Origin of the sequence: Streptomyces sp. NPDC088730, assembly GCF_044751215.1 — a bacterium.
Classification (GTDB): domain Bacteria; phylum Actinomycetota; class Actinomycetes; order Streptomycetales; family Streptomycetaceae; genus Streptomyces.
This window is the reverse complement of sequence record NZ_JBIVLK010000002.1, coordinates 97,320-118,475: the sequence shown is the minus strand read 5'-3', so window position 1 is coordinate 118,475 and position 21,156 is coordinate 97,320. Positions and strand designations below refer to the sequence as shown.

12 protein-coding genes are annotated in these 21,156 nt (G+C 74.2%); all 12 read right to left on the bottom strand.

Annotated features, from left to right (window positions below; all coding sequences use genetic code 11):
- Window positions 1-145: 145 nt before the first annotated feature.
- On the bottom strand, window positions 146-1,393 hold the full coding sequence (locus tag ACIP89_RS07370; protein ID WP_401925784.1) for an RNA polymerase sigma factor: 1,248 nt from the start codon (window positions 1,391-1,393) through the stop codon (window positions 146-148).
- Complete coding sequence (locus ACIP89_RS07365; RefSeq protein ID WP_401925782.1) at window positions 1,390-1,803, bottom strand: YciI family protein; 414 nt, start codon at window positions 1,801-1,803, stop codon at window positions 1,390-1,392. Before ACIP89_RS07365 ends, ACIP89_RS07370 begins: the two co-directional genes overlap by 4 nt.
- Before the next feature lie 163 nt (window positions 1,804-1,966).
- Window positions 1,967-4,279 carry a hypothetical protein gene (locus tag ACIP89_RS07360; RefSeq protein WP_402113632.1) on the bottom strand — a complete coding sequence of 771 codons (2,313 nt, stop codon included), beginning with the start codon at window positions 4,277-4,279 and terminating at the stop codon, window positions 1,967-1,969.
- On the bottom strand, window positions 4,276-6,381 hold the full coding sequence (locus ACIP89_RS07355; RefSeq protein WP_401925778.1) for a hypothetical protein: 2,106 nt from the start codon (window positions 6,379-6,381) through the stop codon (window positions 4,276-4,278). Before ACIP89_RS07355 ends, ACIP89_RS07360 begins: the two co-directional genes overlap by 4 nt.
- The gene (locus ACIP89_RS07350; RefSeq protein ID WP_402113630.1) at window positions 6,378-8,969 is read right to left on the bottom strand and encodes a hypothetical protein; all 2,592 of its coding nucleotides are present in this window, start codon (window positions 8,967-8,969) and stop codon (window positions 6,378-6,380) included. The genes ACIP89_RS07355 and ACIP89_RS07350 overlap by 4 nt, the downstream gene beginning before the upstream one ends.
- On the bottom strand, window positions 8,966-12,580 hold the full coding sequence (locus tag ACIP89_RS07345; protein WP_402113628.1) for a tubulin-like doman-containing protein: 3,615 nt from the start codon (window positions 12,578-12,580) through the stop codon (window positions 8,966-8,968). Before ACIP89_RS07345 ends, ACIP89_RS07350 begins: the two co-directional genes overlap by 4 nt.
- Window positions 12,581-12,698: 118 nt before the next feature.
- Complete coding sequence (locus ACIP89_RS07340; protein WP_402113625.1) at window positions 12,699-14,981, bottom strand: VWA domain-containing protein; 2,283 nt, start codon at window positions 14,979-14,981, stop codon at window positions 12,699-12,701.
- A 77-nt stretch (window positions 14,982-15,058) separates the two neighbouring features.
- Complete coding sequence (locus ACIP89_RS07335; protein ID WP_401925769.1) at window positions 15,059-15,610, bottom strand: Pycsar system effector family protein; 552 nt, start codon at window positions 15,608-15,610, stop codon at window positions 15,059-15,061.
- Entirely contained in the window at window positions 15,610-16,650 is a 1,041-nt protein-coding gene (locus ACIP89_RS07330; protein WP_401925766.1) for a hypothetical protein, read from the bottom strand. The genes ACIP89_RS07335 and ACIP89_RS07330 overlap by 1 nt, the downstream gene beginning before the upstream one ends.
- On the bottom strand, window positions 16,643-19,240 hold the full coding sequence (locus ACIP89_RS07325) for a hypothetical protein (protein WP_402113623.1): 2,598 nt from the start codon (window positions 19,238-19,240) through the stop codon (window positions 16,643-16,645). The genes ACIP89_RS07330 and ACIP89_RS07325 overlap by 8 nt, the downstream gene beginning before the upstream one ends.
- A 5-nt stretch (window positions 19,241-19,245) precedes the next feature.
- Window positions 19,246-20,082 carry a hypothetical protein gene (locus ACIP89_RS07320; RefSeq protein ID WP_402113620.1) on the bottom strand — a complete coding sequence of 279 codons (837 nt, stop codon included), beginning with the start codon at window positions 20,080-20,082 and terminating at the stop codon, window positions 19,246-19,248.
- A 107-nt stretch (window positions 20,083-20,189) separates the two neighbouring features.
- Window positions 20,190-20,924, bottom strand: coding sequence for a Crp/Fnr family transcriptional regulator (locus tag ACIP89_RS07315; RefSeq protein WP_402113617.1), 735 nt, complete (start codon window positions 20,922-20,924; stop codon window positions 20,190-20,192).
- Between the last annotated feature and the right edge of the window lie 232 nt (window positions 20,925-21,156).

The following is a 21,156-nucleotide window of genomic DNA, read 5'->3' as shown; positions in this document are numbered from 1 at the left end:
GGGCGGAGCGGTTCGCCGCCGATTGCAGCCGTTTGCCGCCGTTTCTCCGTCCGTTCTCGTCACCGCGCCCCTCGGTGGGCCCGCCCGGCCACTGTGCCGCCGGGGGCAGGAGCGTGGCATCGGCACCGGCACGGGAAGCCGCCGGTCACCCGCCGAGCCGGTCCGCGCGTCCGTGCAGGTAGCGGGATTCGGGAAGGCTCAGGGTGGCGGCGGCCGCCGCGCGATAGGCGGCGCGGGCGCCCGCCGGGTCGCCGGCCCGTTCGAGCAGGTGGGCGCGGACGGCGTCCAGCCGGTGGTTGCCCGCGAGCCGGTCCCGGAGCGCGTCGGCCTCGGCCAGTCCGGCCCGCGGCCCGTGCACCATCGCGACGGCGACGGCCCGGCCCAGTTCGGCCATCGGCTCGGGGGTGAGGCGGACGAGGACGTCGTACAGCGCGAGGATCTGCGGCCAGTCGGTGTCCTCGGCGCGGGGTGCCTCGTCGTGCAGTGCCGCGATGGCCGCCTGCACCTGGTAGGGGCCGGCCGGGCCCTCGCGCAGCGCTTCCTCGACAAGGGCGATGCCCTCGGTGACGGCCGCGCGGTCCCAGCGGGTGCGGTCCTGCTCGTCGAGCGGGACCAGCTCACCGTCCGGCCCGGTGCGCGCGGCGCTCCGTGCCTCGGTCAGCAGCATCAGTGCCAGGAGCCCCGCCACCGCGCCGTCCCGGGGCAGCAGCCGGCGCACGGAGCGGGTCAGCCGGATCGCTTCCCGCGCCAGTTCGGCGCGGTGCAGAGCGCGCCCGGAGGTCGCGGTGTAGCCCTCGTTGAAGATCAGGTAGAGCACCTGGAGCACGGCCCCGAGCCGCCCGTCACGGTCGGCCGGGCCCGGCTGGACGAAGGCCGCGCCCCGGACCCTCCGCTTCGCCCGGCTGATCCGCTGGGCCATCGTCGCCTCGGGGACGAGATGGGCGCGGGCGATCTCGGCGGTGGTGAGCCCGCCGACCGCCCGCAGTGTCAGCGCGATCTGCGCGGCCGGGGCCAGCTCCGGATGGCAGCACAGGAAGAGCAGGGTGAGGGTGTCGTCGTCGGACGGCGCCCGGCTGCCGCCCGGCGCGGTCTCGTCGGGCGGCGGCGCGGTGAACGCGTCCCGGGGCGTGAGCGCGGCCGCCGTCTCCTCGCGCGCCCGCCGGGCCTCGTCGCTGCGCAGCCGGTCCACCAGCCGCCGGGAGGCCACCCGGATCAGCCAGCCGCGCGGGTTGTCCGGCACCCCCTGCTCCGGCCACTGCCGGGCCGCGGCGAGCAGTGCCTCCTGCACCGCGTCCTCGGCCGGGTCGAAGTGCCCGTACCGGCGCACCAGCGCGCCGAGGACCTGCGGCGCGTGCAGCCGCAGCAGGTCCTCGACCTCGCTCGTACGTCTCACACATCGCCTCCGAGGTCGTCGATCGGCCGGATGACCACCGCGCTGTCGGGTGAACCGGCGGGCACCGGGCACCGCGCGACGCGTGCGGCGATCTCGGTGACCCGTTCCAGGCTCTCGCAGTCGAGCACCCAGTACCCGGCGAGCACCTCCTTGGTCTCCCCGTACGGACCGTCGGTGATCACCGGACGGCCGTCCTCGCCCGCCCGGACGAACCGGGTCCTGGCCGGTTCGGTCAGGCCGTTGGCGTCGATGAGCTCACCGCTCTCGGCGAGATCGTCGTTGACCGAGCCCATGAACGTGAACATGGCCCGCACGTCCTTCTCGCTCCAGGCCGGTACCCCGTCGCTCGCGTTGCCGCGCATCGCCTCGTAGCCGGCCTGCGAGCCCTGCACCATCACCAGGTACTTCATGGTTCCGCTCCCTGTGTCCCGCCGCCCCGCGTGGGCGGCTTTCACAGGGGACGTCGGAACCGCCGGACGGTCCTCGACACCGCGCCGGAGATTTCTCGCGAGAATCCGAAAGGCTCCCGGAACAGCCCACACGGCGCCCGCCGTCCCGGCCCGGCGAGCACCGTCACACGAAGACGACCACGACCGCGATCAGCACGGCGAGCAGTCCGAGGGTGCACCCGACCACGCAGCCGGCCTGGTTCGTCCGTTCGGTGATGCGGCTCCGCCAGCCCGGGGACTCCTGAGGAGCCGACGGGGAAACCGGTGCGGGGGTGAGCGGGGACAGGGGCGGTTGCGGGGTCCGTGGTGCCTGGTACGGCGACGTGGTCCGGGTGGCCGTGTCCCGCAGGAGCTGCTGCCACAGGGCGGGCGGAAGATCGGGTGCGACGCCGCTGGGAGGGTCGGTGATGCTCTGCCGGAGCCAGCTGCCCGCGCTGAGGTCGCGGTCCCGGCTCATGCGGTGCAGCAGCTCCTGGAGATCGAGCAGATAGCGCCCGTCCCGGGCCAGCGGAGCGACCGCCCAGCTGAACAGCCTGGCCGACTGTGCGGCCAGGGACATCCGCGTGACGGCCTCCGAGCCCGGCCTGTTCGGTGTGAAGTACAGGCCGTGGCGGAGCACTTCCCCGCACAGCTCGTGGCGCATCGGCTCCGGTCGCGTCGAAGTCCGGCCGACGCTCCCCAGCTCGTTCAGCAGCAGCTCCAGGGGCGCCTGCGGCAGCCCCTCGGAGCGTAGTTCGGCCAGCAGCCGCTCGTCGGAGACGCCGCGCAGGCGTTCCGCGAGCGCATCGTGTCCGGCGGTGTCGCCGCGCCGGAGGCCGTGGAGAGCCTCGCGGAGCGGCGTTTCGCGGGCGGCCGGTGCGGGTGTGTAGCCGCCCGGGAGACGCGGATACCCGGATACGGGCGGCTCGGCGTGGTGCGGGGGCGGCGCCGTGGCCGGGTGCGGGGTCTGGGCCGAGTGCGTCGGTGGCGTGCCGGGGGGCGGCGGAGCGAAGGGTTCCGGCAGCGGCTCGGGGCGTTCGGCCGGGGCGGTGGCGGCGCGCTCCGCCCAGGGGGTCGCCGGGCGTCCGGGCGGTGTCCGCGAGTCGTACTCCGCCTCGGGGGCGCGGGGCAGCGGTCCTTCCGCGGTGTAGTCCGGTTCCGGGGCGCGAGAACGTTCCGGTTCGGGGACGCGGTCCGGCCGATCCGGTCGTTCCGGTTCCGGGATGCGTTCCGGCCGTTCCCGTCGTTCCGGTTCCGGGATGCGTTCCGGCCGTTCCCGTCGTTGCGGTTCCGGGGTGCGGTCCGGCCGTTCCGGTTCCGGTTCCGGGGCTCGGGAGGGCTTCCGGTAGCGGTCCGTCTCCTCCGGCGAGAGGGCGGGCTCCGGGAAGCGGCCCGGTTCCTCCGGGGCGGGGTCCGCCTCCCGGCCGAGGCGGGGAGAGGCGGCGGTGCGCGCGCCGCGGCGGTGCTCGGGGAACAGGATCTCCTGGAGCCGGGCGCGCCGCCGCTGCCGGCCCAGTGCCGCGCCGTCCCTGAGCAGTTCGGTCAGCTGAGGCACCCCCGGGGCGGCGGCCGGGTGGGCGAGGAGGTGGTCCACCAGCCGGGCGGCCGCCGCGTGTTCGAACGTCGCCTCGCCCGCCATCCGCCCGGTGACCCGGGCCAGCGGACCGGAGCCGCCCGCGTCCGGCTCCCAGCGCGACACGCACATCAGGCGCAGCTGGTGGGTGTCGGAGGTGTCGTAGGTGGCGAACGTCCAGTCCTGGCCCAGCCAGGAACCGAACAGCCGGTACAGCCCCAGGTACACCAGCGGCACCTCGGCCGGGTCGAGCCCGCCGCCCGGGTCCACCTCGTTCGTCAGGAGCGACACCCGCTGCTCCGGATCGCGCAGCCACTCCGCGGCGACCAGGACCAGCGTGCTCCGTACGCTCGCCAGCTGGTTCGTCATGCCGGGCAGCCGCTGGGACACCAGAGGTGTGAGCTGGGAGAACGCCACCGGTTTCCGCTCTCCGGAGGCCTGTTCCGCGGACTCCCGGGTGCTGCCCCAGCCGCCGTGCGCGAGACCGAGGCAGTTCTCGGTGCCCAGGGTCCGCGCGTCACCGATCAGGGCGTGGCTGACCGTGCTGGGCCGGCCGCCCCGGTCCGTGGTGGGCCAGCGGCGGACGAGCATGATCCGGCCGTCGGCCGTCCGGGTGCGCACGACGCTCGGATACGGGGCCGCCGTGCCGGACACCCACAGCAACGGACCCAGTTCCCGGCCCAGTTCGTCGGCGAGCTCGGCCGGGCACGAGTAGGCGACGGCCTTCATGCCGGTGCCCTGGCGGCCCTGGTTGCCCTCCCAGCGGAAGACCGCCTGGTGCACCGGGCCCGGCTCTTCGCCGCGCCGCCGGGGCCGCTGCCCGCCCGGTCCGCGCGATCCGGCCGGGTCCCGGTGAGCGGGCCTCCGGTCCTGGAAGTCGCTCACATCGTTTCCTCTCTCGGGGAATCACTCGCTTCCGACAGCGGCACCGCTTCCAGCGCGGGCGCCTTTCCCACCGCGAACGCCTCCGCGCCGCCGGGCACTTCGATCAGTCCGTGCATCGCGAGCAGCGACAGCAGCGGTTCCAGCACCCGGCGCGGCCCCGTCCCGGCCGGGTAGTGGCCCTCGGCCTCCTGGCCACCGGTGGCGGAGGAGATGTGCAGGGTGCACCGGCGGATCGTGTCGAACGGGCGCAGCCACGCCTGCCCGGCGAGCCGGCGCAGCAGCGCGTAGACGTCCCCGCTCTCCTCGCGGGTCAGCGCGGGGTCGAGCGCGGTGGGCGGGGCCTCGCCCAGCCAGCGGTCGACGGGCGGCTGGAAGCGCAGCAGATCGGCCTTGCCGAGCACCATCGCGGCCGCCACGTCCAGGTACGGGCCGTTCTTCGGCAGCCGGTCCAGGACGGTGGCGAAGGCGAGATCGCCGTCCCGGTTCACCTCAAGGCCCAAGTGCTGCCTGGCGTGGTCCAGTTGCGGCAGCGGGAGCGCGAGCGCCGGGTCGACGACGAAGACCATGGCGTCGACCCCGAGCAGGAAGCGGAGCGCGGAGTCGGTCCGTACGAGGTCCTCGCCGCCCAGGTCGAAGAAGGCGACCGGCCGCACCCGCCCCTGCGCGTCGGTGATCAGCAGGGACTCCACGAAGCGGGCGAAGCCGTCCAGGCCGACGCCGCTGGTGTGGTCGAGGACCTGGCCGTCGCGCAGCGGCTGGACCCGTTCCCGTACGAACCGCGCGTGCTGCGCCGGGTTGACGGACTGCCACTGGAGGCCGAACGGCTCAAGGCCGCCGTCGGTGATCGCCGCGATCATCTGGGTCAGCAGATGGCTCTTGCCGGTGGAGGACTGGCCGACCATCGCGATGGTCAGCGGCTTTCCGTACGTCAGATAGGGCACCGGGATGAAGTGTTCGGGGAAGTCCGGATCGGCCGTGCACTTCTGGACGGCGCCGCGCATGATGTCCTGGCGCCGCAGCGGGTTGGCGATGCCCGAGGGGTTGAGCGGCTGGTACTGCATCCTGCTGTCGGTGACGAACAGCGAGCCGAGGTCGAGCCGGATGTTCTCCAGGCAGTACGGGCAGACGACCTCGCCAGCCCCCGCCCCGTCCCGCTCGTCGTCCGGTTCGGCGGCGGGCGCCTGCCGTTTCAGGCGCAGCGTCTGCTCGAACGCCTCCCGGTGGGGGCGCGATTCGTCGGCGGGCGCGTCGAGCGCGAGGCGCCGGGACGCGCCGGGTTCCAGCAGGTCGAGCAGGGCGGCGGGCGTCGGCCGGTCGCGGGCGATCGGGGCGAAGGCGCCCCGCAGCGTCTCGGCCAGCACCCGGTGCGAGGCGAGGTCGGCGGGTGCCCGGTCCGCGGGCCCCGGCCGTCCGGTGACCAGCTGGTAGAGCACCTGGGCGGCGCTCCACACCCCGTCGCGCGGGTCGGTCAGCCCCTCCGCCCGGCGCTGTTCGGGCGAGCAGTAGGGCGTCCGGCCCCACCGGGTCCTCGGCCGTCCGGCGCGGACCACCGCCTCCAGCCCCCAGAGCTGGAGCGAGGTGCCGTCCCACAGCACGGTGGCCGGCGAGATACCGAGGGGCACCAGGCCCTGGCCGTCCAGCAGGGACATGGCCCGCATCAGTCCGTGGGCGAGGGGGCGCAGATCGGTCGCGGACATCACGTGCGTGCGGGCGGCGGGGAGGCCGCGCGGCGGCTCGTACAGCAGGTACGGCTCCGGCGTGTCCAGCTCGTGGCCGATGATCCTGGGGAAGAGCGACTTGTCCGGCGGTTCGCGGAAGGTCCGGTACAGCCGCAGGGCGGTGCCCGTCTCCCTGTCCAGCAGGGCGCGCGCCGCCGGGTTCTTGGCGTCGGCGGGGGCCAGCCACACCTGGACGCAGCTCTGGCTCTCGTCGTCGAGGATGCCGCTGCGGATCCGCTGGGGCAGCTGCGGATCGCGGCGGGACTCGCGCGGGGCCAGGCGGGCGGGCGTAGTGCGGCGCCCGCCCTCGGGCGTGTTGAACGAGAGCGTGGTCCGCCGCGGGCTCCCCGGCTCCGCCAGGTGTGGGTGAGAGGTGCTGGTCACCAGCGGTCGCCGTCCTTCTCCTCGTACTCCAGCCAGTCGCCCGCGGGGTTCCGGGGGCTCTGGTAGGGCCGGACGTTCTCCACCACGCCCATGCGCAGCGGGGTGAGCCGGATGAGGCCGGCGTAGCGGCCCGACGAGGTCCACAGCACGTCCTGCGGATGCGGTGAGCCGATGGCCCGCCAGGCCGTCTCGACCTCGCCCCGGACGGCCTGCGGTGCGAAGCGGATCCATACCGCGGCCTCGGGGTCGCGGCTGAGCAGTGTCCCCTGCTCGGGCGAGGACAGCTGCACCACGGCCCGCCGGTCGGTCTCGGCGCCGACCAGTTCGGCGACCCCGTGCGGATCGGTGCCCAGCAGGTTCGCGGAGCTGGTGCGGGCGCGGTGGCCGGCGGCGAACGGCGGCGGCGCCAGTACCCCGTTGCGCCGGAGGTGGTGGCGGGCGGAGGAGAGCAGCCTGCGCACCCGCTCCTGCGTGTTGTGGACGGCGTGGGTGCCGGCCTGGCCGCGTTCCACGGCGCCCCAGTACGGGGTCATCGCGACTGTCGCGGCGTCGTTGAGGTCGTCGGTCAGGGTGGCGACCAGCTCGGAGCCGCCCTCCCCGGTCTCGCGGTCCAGCCAGCGCGGGGTCGCGGCCGTGCGGTCCTGCCACGGGTCGGCGGGCATGGCGGCGGCGTCCGGGCCGCCCGCCGGCTCTTCCCAGGAGGGCTCTTCCCAGGACGGCTCGTCCTGCCAGGTGTACGCGTTCGCCCAGTCGGCGTTCTCGTCTTCGGGCGCGGCGAACGCGTCGCCCTCCAGGGCCGACGAGCTGTCCAGCCAGTCCCGCACGGCCGGCGGACCGGACGGGGACCCCGCGTGCGCCGGGGCCTGCCCGGGGGCGGATACCGCCTCGGCGTCCGCGGCGGCCGCCGTGGCCCGCAGCATCCCGGCCACGGACCGTGCCGCGTCCGCGCAGTACAGCCGCTCCTCGGCCGCCCAGTGCTCACGGACCACGTCGGCCAGCAGCCCGTCGAGCCCGTCCAGGGCCCGGCGCAGCGCGGTCGCCCCCTGGCCCGCGGCCCAGTAGGCGGCCGCCGCGTCCCAGAGTCTGCGGGCCGTCTCCACCGCGAGGACGGCCCCCACCAGCAGCCCGGCGGTGGACAGCCAGAGCGGCGGGTCCGTGAGGTACGCGATGACCAGCCCGGCGGCGGCGCCGCAGAGCGCCCCGGCCCGGGGGCCGGCCGAGCGGTGGGCGGCGGGCTCGTCGCGGAGCCGGGACGCGCCGAGCCCCGCCACGCCGAAGAACACCGCCGGAACGATGACCGCGAGCAGCGCGAGGGGCCACTGCCACAGCGCGCCGAGCGCCCCCGCCACGGCCGCCAGGGCGGTCGCCGCCGGACCGGTGACGAATTCGGGCAGCGGTCCGCCACGGCTCCCGGACCGCCGGGCCACGGCCTGCGCGGAGTGGTCGGCCAGCTTCGGCAGCAGCGCGGAGCCGGGGACCGGTTCCACCTGCCCGGCCAGCCCGGTGAATCGCTGGGCCACCGCGCGCAGGGGCAGCTTCTGGCCCATCAGCTTCGCTGCGAACTCCCGCAGCCCCTCGCCGATCCGCTCGCCCACCCCCTCGGCGGACGGCACCCGCAGTCCGAGGGCCGAGAGCCGGGCCGCCGCCTCCGCGGCCGAGGGCGCGGTGCCGGAACCGCCGTCGCTGTGCAGGGCGTTGGTGACGAGCTCCCGGTACTGGTCGAGCGCCTCGCGGGCCTGGTCGAGATCCGCCTCGAACGCCTCCCGGTGCGAGGCCCGCAGCAGCCCGGTCAGCGCCCGCAGTTCGGACAGGGTGCCCCGGGCCTGGTCCAGGGCCCGCGCGCACGTGCCGTACGCGCTGTCCGCCATCCCGCCGGGCTCCCGGTGCCGCTGGTCGCGGCCCGGCCTGCCCGTGGCGAGCCCCCGCAGCGGCTCCGGCAGATCGGCGCCGGACCACGCGGCGAGCGGCAGCTCCGTACCCGGCTCGGTATCCTCGCCCGCGAACCGCCGCAGCGCGTCGCGCCAGGCCCTGTCCCGTACGTCCGGGGGCAGGTCCTGCTCCAGCAGCCGCACCCCGGGCGTCCCGACGGCCTCCGGCAGCGAGCCGAGGTCTTCGAGCACCCGCAGGAAGACGTCCGGGACCGACAGCAGGTCCACCAGGACGGCCAGGGCGTCCGGGTCGTCGGGCGCGGGCTGCTCCAGCGCGGTGCGGGCGGAGCGCAGGTCCCCCGCCCACAGCAGGGCGACGCCGGAGGACCGCAGTATCGAGGGCCGGTCCAGCCGCCGGTCCGGCTGGAACGCCTCGTCCTCGCCGGCGTACGAACCGGGCGCGCTGCCCACCAGCAGGACCAGCATCCTGACCTCGCCCACGGCGCGGTAGGCGGTGAGCAGCTCGTACTGGCGCTGGTGGTCGAGCAGTCCGGCCGGGGTGTCGACCACCAGGAACAGCGGATCGTCGGGCTCCGGCAGCCCGGCGAGGCCCAGCTGCCGGGCGACCTTGGCCCGCAGCGGTTCGGCGGCGTCGAGTGCGGCGGCGCCGCTGCGCAGGTCCAGGTGGATGACCGTGGCGACGTCCTCGTGTGTGATCACTCCGCGTCACCGTCCAGGAACCCGCGCCGGTAGCGGTCACCGTCGTCGTCGTGGTCCCGGTGTGTGCTCCGGCCGGGGGAGTCCTTGTCCCAGGGGGCCGGCCTGTCGGCGCGGTCCTGCGGCGTGGCGCGCCAGGAGCCGCCGCCGGACCCCTCGTCGTCCGGGTCCTCCGCCAGCGGATCGTACGGCGCGCGGTCCCGGTGGGCCTCGCGCTCCGGCCGTGCGGAGGGCTCGGGCTCGGGGTACGGCTCGCGTGTCTCGTACGCGTCGCGCTCGCGCCGGGTGTCGCGTTCCGGTTCCACGTAGGTGTCGCGGGGACGGTACGCGCCGCCACCGCCACCACCACCGCCGTCGCCCTTGGCAGCCGCGTAGACGCCGGAGGCACCCGGCGAGGTGCCCCAGTCGTCGTCATCGGCGACCGGGCGCCGGGGCTCCGGGAACTCCTTGCGGGCCCGGGGCTTCGGCGTACCGCCGCGCACGTGCTCCAGCAGGGTCCGCAGGGTCGGCTGCACCGCGCGCTGGTCCCCGAACTCGGCGTCCAGCGCGGCCGGCAGCGTCTCCGCCCAGAACTCCCACAGCGGCCGGACCCAGCCCTCGACCCGCTCGCCGCCCCGCTCCCGGCGCTCGGCCAGCAGCTCCAGCTGGCGCGGGGCGATCTTCTCGACCAGCTCGACGAAGAGCGGATGCGGATCGCTGCCGGTCCTGGCCAGCCCCAGCGGCTGGGTGCCCATCAGCCCCTGGCAGTAGTCCTCGACGGTCCGCTCGTCGTCGAGCACGGTCCATCGCTCGTACGCCCGCAGCAGCTCCGCCCAGCTCGACACCCCGCCCGGGAAGTCACCGAGCCGGAGCCGCACCCCGGGCACGCTCGGGCCCGTCTCCGGGAACAGCCGCAGCCGCACCCGTTCCGGCGACGCGGAGTCGCCGGACACGACGTCCACCTGGCCGTTCCACATGCAGCACAGCAACCGGTGCAGGATCGTGCGGCGGTCCTCCTCGCAGCTCACCATCCAGCTGTCGCCGTAACCGAGCCGCTGACGCCAGCGCAGCACGTCCTGGGCCTGCTCGGACTCCTTCGCCCTGGCCCACTGCCGCAGCACCTTGCGGGCCTCCGGCACCTGGGTGAGGCTCATCTCGCTGCGGAACAGGACAACCGTGATCGAGTCGCTCTCCACGCCCCGGTAGTCCACGGAGTTCTTCGCGTCCGGCGGCAGCCGCAGCGTCTTGCCGAGGTACTCCCTGACCTCGTCCACGGCCTGCACCCGGGGGTGGGTGACCAGGACCCTCAGCGGTCCGGTCCCCTCCGGGGTGAAGCCCACCGGCAGCAGCCCGGTGAGTTTCCGGCCGAACAGGTCGAGGGCCTCCTTGCTGACCTGGTCCGTGGCGTCCGCGTCACCCGCGGCGGCGGCCAGCAGGGTGCCCATCGGGGGCAACAGCGGCCGCTCCTCCAGCTGTTCGCCGCTCTCCGCGAACAGCCGGGTGATCCGGCCCTCCAACTGCGCCTTGACGACGGAGACGGCTCTCTCCGGGCTGCGCCGGCTCAGCGTGTGCACCTGGCGCCAGGTGTCGCCGTCGATCATCTTGAGCAGCAGCGCGGCCTCGTCGTCGTGCTCCCGCAGCCCCTCCCGGCGGATCAGCCGGGTGACCAGGTCCTCGTAGAAGTGGTTGAGGGTGCGCTGCGGCGGCAGCAGGTACGAGATGCCGGTGCGGTCCTCGTACAGTTCGTGGCCCTTGCGCTCCGATTCCTTGCGCTCCTGGTCGGAGTGTTTGCGGAAGGCGTTCACCAGGCGGCCCAGATCGGTGCCCGCGGTGTCCGCGTGGGGCTGCCAGCGCTGCTGCTGCTCGCGCCAGGCCTCGTGCCAGACGGTGCGGCTGCGCCACTGGTACCACCTGTCCTGCGCCCGGAGCGCGTCCTGCACGTCGTCGTCGCCCCAGCGGGCCGGGGACATCCCCGCCAGCCGGCCCCTGATCCGGGGGTTCTTGGGCGGCTGCTCCGTCACCCCCTGCGGGCGCGGGGGTGCGCCGGCCCGGCTGTTGAGCATGCCCAGGAAGCCGAGCCGGGCGATCCGCTCGTCGCTGCCGGGGACGCCCCGCACGACGCGTTCGGCCAGGAACGGGTCCACGGTCTGGAGGAGTTTGTCGATGGCGGGGCGCGGCGAGAACCGGTCGGCCATCGAGGCGGCCTGCCGGTCGGCCTTGAACTGGAGGTCGGAGAGCAGCCGCTGCATGTCCGCACTGCGTTCGGCCAGCGCCTGCTCGATGGCCTTGCTGCCGCGCGGCAGCGGATCGGGCTCCGGCACGTCCAACTGCTTCCGCTCCCACAGCTCTTCGAGCTGGGAGTCGGTGAACAGCTGCCGGATCATCGGTACGGCGCTCTCCCGCAGCGTGGCGCGCGGCCGTTCCACCAGGTCCGTGACCGCCCTGCGCAGCAGCCGGCCGGCCACCAGATCGGCCAGCTGGTCCATCGGCGCGGTCATCGAGGCCACCAGGCTGGTGGAGACGCCCTGTCTGCCGATCCCGGTCGGGGACACGGCGCTGCGCTGCACCCCCCGGTTGATGAAGCTCGCGGCGAACGTCTGGAAGTCGTCGTCCGCCGTCGTGGACCTGCCCCGGGAGCGCCCGTCGCCCAGTTCGGTGCCGACCAGCGACATCACCAGGGAGACGATGGAGCGGCGCAGGTCGTCCTGGCGGAGGCCCGCGGTCGGGCTGAACAGGAACGCGGTGGGCAGGATGCCGGTGCGCAGCCGGATCGGTGTCATGCCGGGGTAGCGGATGCCGATCCCGGGGCTGTGGTCCAGGTCGCCGATCTCCTCGCCCTCGGTCGGCGCGTTCTGCCCGTCCACCAGCCGGAACAGGTCGACCAGGGCGCGGGCCGCGTTGAGTTCCGCCTCCCGGCCGCCACCGCCGGACGCGGAGAAGGAGGACGGCATCACGACCAGCGGGTAGATCTTCACCCCGTCGAAACGGCGCAGCTGGAAGGCGTAGTTGATCAGGTGCAGGTAGTCCAGGAAGATCCCGGCGCCGGTGCCCCCGGCCACCGAGAAGGCGACGAACACATCGCAGCCGGTGGCCTTGCCGCCGCCCAGTTCGGCCAGCTCACCGGCGGCCCTGGCGATCGCGTCGATCGCCTGGAGCAGCGGTTCCAGTACCGGGGCGAGGCTGTGCCGGAGCGTGGCGAAGAGCGCCGCCCGGCCGACGGTGGGCAGCTGGCCCGCACCGTTGTGCAGCGGGGTGACCTTCGGTTCGTCGATGCGCGGCGGCAGCCAGTCGGCGACCTCCTCGCGCAGGCTGGCCCGCAGCATCTTGGTCACTTCGGGCGAGCTGTCGAAGTTGGGCAGCAGGTTGTGGGTGGCCCGGGAGGTGCGGGCGTACGCGGCCCGCAGCGACGGATCCACATTGAACTGCGGCAGCCGCTGGAGGTCGGACTCGCTGTAGTCCGCGTACACGAACTGCAGGCAGTCCGGCAGCTGGTAGGGGGCGTGGCCGCCCAGGTGGCTGAGCGCGACACCGTCCGGACCGCAGAGTTCGGCGCGCAGCTTGCGCTCCAGTTCCGCGCCGATCAGACCACCGGTGCCGCCCAGTCCGACGAAGAGCATCGGCTGGAAGATCTTCATGTTTTCCTCCCCGCTTCCGGCCGGTGTGACAGCCGGTTCGTCCTCGGTACGTCCTCGTTGCGTCCATGGGCCCGTGCGCGGGGGGCGGGTTTCCGGCGCACCGGTCCGCCCCCGCGCGTCACAGGTACGTGTCGTCGTAGCTGTTCGGGCCCCCGTCCGCGGGGTTCGGCGCGGACGGGCCCGTGGCCGGGCCGCCCGGCGGGGTGCCGAGGGCCAGGCTCAGGTTGTCCGTGAGCTCGACCCGGCCCTGGACGGGCAGCCTGGTGCGCCCGCTGCCGCGCTTGCGCAGTACGGCCCCGCCCTCGGGGCTGCGCTGGACGGCGTACTGGCCGTGGGTGCGCCGCTCGATGCGCGGGCTGCGGTGGGGTTCCACGACGGTGAACTCGTACCACTGCTTGTGCCCGTGACCGGCCGGGTGCTCGCTGAGGACCTCGCCCTCCGGGGAGACGAGCTGCAGCAGCAGGCCGAACGGGTCCCGGCGGCGGCGGCGCTGCCCGCGCCAGGCGATGACCGCCACGGCGACGAGTACCAGCAGCACGGCGCCCGCCATGAACGCCCACCAGTACCTGGCCCAGATCCCCGGCTCCGGCGTCACCCGCACCGACAGCGGGGACTGCACCAGCGTGCGGCGGGAGTCCGTGTCGTCGACGACGGTCAGGGTGCCGCCCAGCGACAGCCCGTCGTCGCCGAGCCGGGCCCCGAAGACGTCCGCGGGGGCGACCTCGACGCTCACCTTCCGGGTCCCGGTCTCGCCGGGCTTCAGCACGATCCGCGCCGGGCCGACCGTGAGCATGTCGCGGCCGATGTCGGCGACGGACAGCCGCAGGGTGTGCGGGGCGTCGCTGGTGTTGTGCACCGACAGGGTGCCCTCGACGGTGGCGCCCGGATGGACGTCGGCGGTGGGCATGGTGAGCCCGGCGACGACCGCCGGTTCGCCCGGCGGAACCTCACCGCTCTCGCTGCGGACGTCGGCTGTGAGCCCGGAGGCGGTCAGGGTGCCGGTCACCTTCAGCGCGCCGTCGGCCTTCGCCGGGACCCGCACGGTCCCGGTGAAGGAGCCGTCGCCCTTCTCCGGGTCGGCTCCCGTGCCGTCGTCGTTGAGCGTGAGCTCCACCGGCTCGAAGCCGTCACCGGTCAGCTCGCTGCGGACCTGGAGGCCCTCGTAGTCGCGCGGGTCCTTGATCTCGTAGCCCTCGCGGGTCTGGAGCCGGATGGCCACCTTCGTCTTCTGCCCGGCCTGCGGGGACGGCGGGTCCATCGCGATGGACCCGCGCAGCTCGCCGTGCCAGAGCACGCTGACGCCGACGGGCAGCGAACGGTGCCCCTCCGGTGCCTCGACCTTCACCTTCCAGACGCCGGGCACCGGGTCGGTGATCTTCAGCGCCTCGACGGTGGAGCCGGACCCCGCCAGCTCGAACTCCGACTTGCGGTAGGTGCCCGTGGTGGGCACCTTGTGGCCGCTCGGGTCGAAGTAGGTCGCCGTCACCTCGGGGTCGCCCTTGTCGACCACGATGCTGCCCACGGTCGCCAGCGGCGAGACGCCGATCTCCAGCGTGGTGGGCGGCCGGTCACTGGGGCCCCGGCTGTAGCGCAGGCAGTGGGCCGCGGCGAAGATCTTCTCCAGCATCGGGCCGACGTCCTTCGCCCCGGAGACCTTGCCGGCCTTCGGGCGGGCGGAGGGCAGTTCGACGCAGCCCTTCTGGTAGCCGCCCGCCGCGATCCGGTCGAGCTGCGCCTTGTCCGGGGCCGAGCCGAAGCCCAGCGGCCAGATCTGGACCTGCTGGGCGGCGGCCTCCTTGAGCGCCGCGGTCAGCTGCCGCTCGCCCTCGGCCGCGCGGTGCGCCTCGCCGCCGTACTTCTCGCTGTCCGTGACGTCCATCCGGCCGTCCGTGAGGAGGAACAGCACCCGGGGGACCGACGGGTCGGTGCCGGTGCTCAGATCGTGCACCCCCTGGCGTATGGCGCTCGGGAAGTCCGTGCCGGTGCCCTCGCTCTTCTTGCGGCTGCGCAGCTTGCCGACGCACGCGCCGATCGACTCGCGCCCCGCCGCGTCCAGTTGGGTGCGCGGGCACACCGGGTCCACCGCCCGCTGGTCACCGGTCTCGGCGGCGGCGAAGCCGAACACGGTGACGTTCGAGGACGCGGAGACGTCACCGATCGCGATCCGCGCGGCGGCGGCCTTCTCCGCCTTCATGTCCGCGGCCGCCAGGCTGGCGGACTCGTCCACGCCGACCGCGTAGTTGACCGCGGCGGAGGCCGGTTCGGACGCGGCCGCCGGCACCGGATCATGACCGGTGGGTGACAACAGGGACGCGAGCACGGCGGCGCCGCCCAGCACGCAGCACACGCCCCGGCGCAGCCGGCCCCTTCCTGTCCGCCGTCCTGCCCTGACTCTTCCCACGGCCGTCCCCTTATTTCAGTCCCTGTGGTTCTGCGTGATGTGCGTCGCGCGGTGGCACGCACCCGGCTGGAGCCCGGTCAGCGTGCGATCAGGCTCCAGCCCATGGCGAGCGCCGCCGCCGGCGCCAGCGTGCCGACGCCCCAGCGGATCGCCCGGTACTTCGCGGCGAGGATCGAGCTGACGTCCACGGCCTGGACGAGCAGCCACCGGGCCGGATCGCGCCCGGCCTCCGCGACCTCCGCGGACAGCCGCACCAGGTCGTAGGGGGCGAGCAGATCGCCGAAGTACGTCACCCCGTGCCCGCTGCGCACCGTGCCGGTACGCGGCATGAGCGCCCGGACCAGCGCGGTCACCGCGATGATCCAGAGCACCCCTGCCGCGACCAGCGCGGCGTCCGCCGGCCCCCGCCAGTCGGGCGCCCCGTGACGTCCGATCAGGAAGGCCGGCAGCGCCAGGGCCCCGGAGAGGAGCACCGCCGCCTTGGAGTCGGCCCGGCCGAGGTCCTCCCGGACCGTGCCGAGCAGCCGTTCGGCGATGCGCTCCCCCGTCCGGTCGTCGCCGTGCGGCCCCCCGCCCTGCACGGTGACGACCGGATCGGGGGAGGTCCGTGCCCCGCCGTCGGCAGTCATCAGTCCTCCTCCGCCCAGGACCATCCGTCTTCCGCGTCCCGGCTGCGGCGGCGCGGAGGCTCCGGTGCCCGGTCCTCGGGTTCCAGCGGGCCGGGCCGCCGTCCTCGCGGAGCGGGCGGCTCCTCCTCCGCCAGCCAGTCGGGGGAGTACGGTTCCGCGTCCCCGGACTCCAGCTCCGGGGGCCGGCGGTGGGCGGGCAGCGAGCCGACCGGCCCCTGCACGGGCCGGCGGCCCCGGTTGAGGAGGGCGAGCGCCTGCGTCTCCAGCTCGTTGGACTGGATCTGGCCGCTGTCGACCATGTCGAAGAGGCGGTCGACGCGCTCCTTCTCGTCCTGCCGGCCCTCCTGGCGGATCTTCTCCAGGAAGTCCTTGGCGGCCTCCGGCTCGGCCGCCAGCATGTAGCTGAGCTGGTCCAGTTCGCCGCCCTGGAGCATGGCCCGGAACTTCTCCTGGTGCACCCGGGTCACCTCGGCGGAGGCGTGCGCCTCCCGGATGTCGTCCATGTGCGTGATGGTCCGGTCGTCCATCCGCATCCTGACGTACAGCCGCACCCGCAGGCCCAGGTCGGAGCCCAGATCGTCCCAGCGCCCGCCGGCGCAGTGGCCGGTGATGGCGCGGTTGGCCTGCTCGGCCTCGGCCACCCGGAAGTCGGACGACACCTCGCGCAGCCGCTCCAGGATCGGGGCGGTGAGCCGTTCGGCGACATCGGTGACCACCTCGGTGGCGGCCAGGTGCGGATCGGTCACGGTCCAGTGGATGTCGATCTCGACCTTGAAGAACGCGGCGCCGCCCTTGGCGGGCAGCTCCATCTTCAGCTTCGTCCCGTAGGTGCCGAGCGCGATCTCGCACACGGTGTGCGGCCGGGCCAGCGGCCGTTTGTCGAAGTGCTCGATCCCGGAGGCGGTGGCCACGCTGTAGCCGCCCTTCCGGTAGAACAGCACCGATGCGGTGCGGGCACTCGTCTGCCGGAACACTCCGCTGGGCGTGTACTCCCGCAGCAGCGGGCCCGCCGGTGCCGGGCCGCCCTTCTTCTCAGCCATTCCTCTCCTCCTCGCCCGTCCGGCCCCGCGGCGGCGCGGCGAGCCACCACAGCTCGCGCGCCTGGGTGTCGGGGAGCCGGTTCTCGGGGTCGTTCATCATCCGGCGCAGCAGCCAGTCCAGCCGCCGCCTGTCCTGCTCCCCGGCCATGAGCTCGGGCAGCAGTGCCGCCAGTCCCGGCCGTGCCCGTTCGGAGCCGTTCTCGCGGAAGGCCGAGCGCAGCAGGGACTCCAGGGCGTCCATCGCCACGTCGCTCGACCGCGCGGTGTTCAGGGCGGTCCACATCAAGTCGGCCATCGGGCGGACCAGTTCGGGGCGCGAGGCGGCGAGGGCGAGCGCCAGCGGCCGGTCGCCCCGGTCCCGGAGGTCCCCGAGCGGGGAACCGGCGGCGTCGAACAGCACCTCGTCGACCGAGGTGAGCATCAGCCGGACGGACGTCACCAGACCGAGGTCCTGGTACGTCACCAGCTTGTGGCGGGTCCAGTCGGTCATCCGCCGCAGCACCCGGGCCCCGTCCGGGAGCGCCAGCAGCCGCACGACGTTGAGCGAGGCGACCGCCATCTGCTCGCCCTCGTCCCGGACCCCGATGCGGGCCAGGGCGTCCAGGGTGTCGTCCGTGGTGGCCGCGGCGTTGCCGTACCCGAGGGCCATCGCCGCGGACCAGCGCAGCGAATCCGGCCCGTGCCTGACCCAGTCGTCGACGAGCCTGCGGACCGCCTTGCGGTGCGAGGCGTGCCCGGCCGCCTGGTCCATCATGGTGGCCGCGAAGAACCTGCGGCGCGCGGTGGACGCCTCGGCCAGCGGCCGGACCAGCTCCGCGTAACCGTGGTCGAAGTCCTGCACGCACAGCTCCCCGGCGGCGACCGCCGCGCGCATCCACACCTGCGGCCGGGGGTCGTCCGCCAGCAGCCGCAGCCAGCGCACGATCGGTGCGCGGGCCGGGAAGTGCCGGTCCCAGACCTCGGTCAGCACCGCGCCGGGCAGGGCGGAACCCCGGTACCGGATCAGCCGGGCCGTCACCTCCGCACCGGCCACCTCCACCTTGCCGTTCTTCAGCCTGGCGCGGGAGAGCGCCAGATCGGAGTCCGGGTCGTCGCAGAACAGCGGCCTGGCCGGGGTGTTGTCCGGATCGCTCTGGACGGACAGCTCCCAGGTCAGCAGATGGGCCGCGGCGGACACGGCACTGTGCGAGGCCCCGCCCAGCACGGCGAGTGCGATACGGAACGCCACCGGGTGGAACAGCGCCGCGGCCCGCCCGGTGGTCCCCTCCGCGTCGTCCGGCAGCGCGGCGAGTGCCCGGTCCACCCCGGCGAACCACTCCTGGGCCTGCTCGGCGGCCAGGCTCCGGCAGCCGGCCAGCAACTCCTCGTAGGAGACGCTCCCCAGCACGTGGCCGGCCAGCAGCGCGGCGTACAGCTCGGCCTCCGCGGGGCGCAGGTCGTCCAGTCCGACCGCCTCGCTCACCGCCTCGCGCTCCGCCAGTTCCTCGGCCCGCGCCAGGAGTTCGGCGGTGGACGGGGTGCCTTCCGCAGCCGCCTCCGCGCGGTCCTCAAGCCGTTCCCGGAGCCGGGTGGTCAGGAGTTCCTGGGTGGGCGCGGGCGGGCAGAGCATCCCGTAGCGGCCGGCCAGCAGCGGGTTCGCGGCGGAGCCGACCGTCACCACGACGACCGCGAAGGACCGGCAGCCGGCCAGGGCCGCGGCCAGCCGGTCGAGGTCGATCTCGTCGGGCGGCAGCACACCGGGCCGGATGAGGGAGAGCTCCAGCAGGTATCCGGTGCCGGGACGCGCCTCCTCGCCGCCCAGGGAGCCGGCCAGCTGCCGCACCCCGCCGTCCGGGTCGACCCGGTGCACCCGGGCGTCGGCCGCGGCCCCGGTGTCCGGGCCGGAGCCCGCATCCGCGTCCGTCACCGCGGAGTTGGTGATGTCGTCGAGCAGCGAGAGCGCCGTACTGGTACGGCCCGTGCCGGGCGCGGCGCCCAGGACCAGCAGCCGCCGCGCGGTGAGCGCGTTGCGCAGCCGCCGGTATCCGTCGGGCGCCACATGGGCCCGGCGGAGCCTGCGCAGTTCCTCCGCGGGCACGGGCCCGCTGCGCATGCCCGCACGACGCGGGTCCAACTGGACATAGGTGTCGCCGATATGGGCGCGGCCGATGTGCGTACGGTCGAAGGTGTGCAGGTCCCGGCCGCTGCTGAACATCTGCCGGGCGTCGCCGTGGGTCCGAGAGGCGGCGGCGAGGCTGGTGGGCCCGCCGTCGCCCTGCTCCTCCGCGAGGGGGTTGCGGGTGTGCTCCCTGAACCGCCCGGCGGCCCGCTCCCGTTCCGACTCCTTCTCGTCCGCGTCGTCGTCGGACTCCCCGTCGCCGGCGTCCTTCGGCTCGTCGGAGGAGGGCTTGCCGTCCTTGCCCTTCTCCTTCTCCCCGCGCTTCTCCCGGTCCCGTTCCCGGTCCCCGCCCTTCTCCTTCTCCCTGTCCCTGTCCCTCTCCTTGCCCCGGCCGCCGTCCCTGTCCCTCTCCTTGCCCCGGCCGCCGTCCCGGTCGGCGGCTTCGGGGGAGGCGCTGTCCGCGGGGCCGTCCGACTGTTCCTCGTCGCTCATGGGTTTCAGCCCTTCCGACGGCCGGCGTCGCCGGTGGTACGGCCGATGTGCACGGGCTGCTGGTAGACGTTGCCGGTGTGCTGGGACATGTCGCCCTGTACGTGGTAGCGAGCACCGGAGTCACCGGAGTCACCGGAGTCACCGGCATCGCCGGAGTCACCGGAGCGGTCTGCGTAAGCCGCGCCGTCCGCAGGGGCCGCGCCGTCCGCGCCGGCTTCCTCGGCCCGGGCATCCGGGCGGGTGCCCGGGGCGGCGGGCATGGCCGGGGCGGCTCGTCCGGGAAGGTGGAACCAGGCGGTGACCGGACCCTCCTTGAGCTCCAGCCGGGCGGCGGAGTAGCGGGCGGGCTCGATGAACTTGCCGCCGCCGCTGACCACGTCCTCGTACAGCGAACCGGAGACGGCCAGCACGAGATCGGCCCGCTCGGCGTCCAGCAACTGCCGGGCGACGGTGGAGTCGGCGAGGCGGCAGGCGAGGTCCACGGCGCGTCCGGCGATGCCCCGGTCGTCGTGCCGGACCGGCCCGACGTGCATGCCCACCCGCAGCCCCAGCGGTACGCGCAGGGCGCGGTTCTCGTCCCGCAGCTTCTCGTGGACCTCCACCATCCACAGGCCGAGCAGCCTGGCGACCGGGACCTGTCCGGAGACCGAGACGAGCACGCCGTCGCCCCGGTCCTCCAGGTGCAGGGAGTCCCGCGCGACCTTGGTGTGGGTGAACGCCGTCTCCAGGACCCGGTAGATGCGGGCGCGCATCCGGGTCTTCTCGATGTCGTCGTACTCGCCGGAACGTCTGGCGTCCACGCTGATCACCAGCTCGTAGCGCGCTTCGGCGACATCCGTCACGTCGTGGTCCACCTCGTGCCCCTGTTCTGGTCGCTGTGCCGTCCCCCATCAGCCTCGGGCCCGGGACGAGGGCCGTCTGTAGTCGTTTACACACGACGGGCGGGGAGTTACTCCTGATGACCGTCCGGATGGCTGTCCGCGTGACCGTCCGCGAGCAGCGCGAGCAGTTCGGGATCGAGGATCTCCACCAGCCGGGTCCCGGTCCGCACGATGCGCTGGTCCCGCAGCAGCCGCAGTGCCTTGGCGACGGCTTCCCGGGTGGCTCCGACGGTGGCGGCCAGCTCGTCCTGGGCCAGGTGGACGACGGTGCCGGTGGGCAGTGGCCGTGGCGCGGACGGCGTGTAGGGGCCGGCGGGTTCGGCCCGGGAGAGTTCGGTGAGCCGCACGGCCAGGCGCTGCAGAACGGTGAGCGAGGCGAGTGCGGACCGCTCCTGGTCGGCGCTGCGGAGCCGGAAGGTGAGCTGACGTATCACCAGTCCGCTGACCCGCGGGTGCTGGGCGAGGAAGCGGCGGAACGCGTCCCCCGGGATGACCTGCGCCGCCGCGGGGCCCAGCGCCCGCACGGTGGCGCTCCGGGGGTGGCTGTCCAACGCGGCCATTTCGCCCAGGAGTTCGCCGGGTCCGCGCAGGCCGAGTATCAGCCGGGGGGCGCCACGGTCCGTAGCCACGGAAACGGTCACCCACCCCTGAAGTATGATCATGACGTGGCCGGACCGGTCCCCCTCCGACAGGAGATGGGTATCGGCCGCGTAGAGCTTGCGGTTGCCGAGGGCCATGACGCTCTCGTGCTCGTGGGCCGTCAGGGCGCGTGCGAACGCCAGATCGTTGCCGAGCAGCCCCATGGCCCCTCCCCCCGCGGCAGGTCCGGACGGCTGATTTTGATAGGCGTTGATGCTCCCAGAGCGCCGTCTTCAAGGGTGTGGTTCACGCCACATCGTGGTTACCGGGCGGTAATCACAGAAGTGCCAGCTGGACGGCGTGGGTGTCGCCACTCTCTGTCGTGTCCCTCTCACTCACCCGGTGGGCCGGGTGTGCGCGACGGGCCCCCGGTGTCCTGCGCTCCCCGTGGACCAT

What these genes read in the sequence shown, in the direction of transcription:
- ACIP89_RS07365 (WP_401925782.1), bottom strand. Translation starts at nt 1,803, where the DNA reads ATGAAGTACCTGGTGATGGTGCAGGGCTCGCAGGCCGGCTACGAGGCG.
- ACIP89_RS07345 (WP_402113628.1), bottom strand. Translation starts at nt 12,580, where the DNA reads ATGAAGATCTTCCAGCCGATGCTCTTCGTCGGACTGGGCGGCACCGGT.
- ACIP89_RS07335 (WP_401925769.1), bottom strand. Translation starts at nt 15,610, where the DNA reads ATGACTGCCGACGGCGGGGCACGGACCTCCCCCGATCCGGTCGTCACC.
- ACIP89_RS07330 (WP_401925766.1), bottom strand. Translation starts at nt 16,650, where the DNA reads ATGGCTGAGAAGAAGGGCGGCCCGGCACCGGCGGGCCCGCTGCTGCGG.
- ACIP89_RS07325 (WP_402113623.1), bottom strand. Translation starts at nt 19,240, where the DNA reads ATGAGCGACGAGGAACAGTCGGACGGCCCCGCGGACAGCGCCTCCCCC.
- ACIP89_RS07315 (WP_402113617.1), bottom strand. Translation starts at nt 20,924, where the DNA reads ATGGGGCTGCTCGGCAACGATCTGGCGTTCGCACGCGCCCTGACGGCC.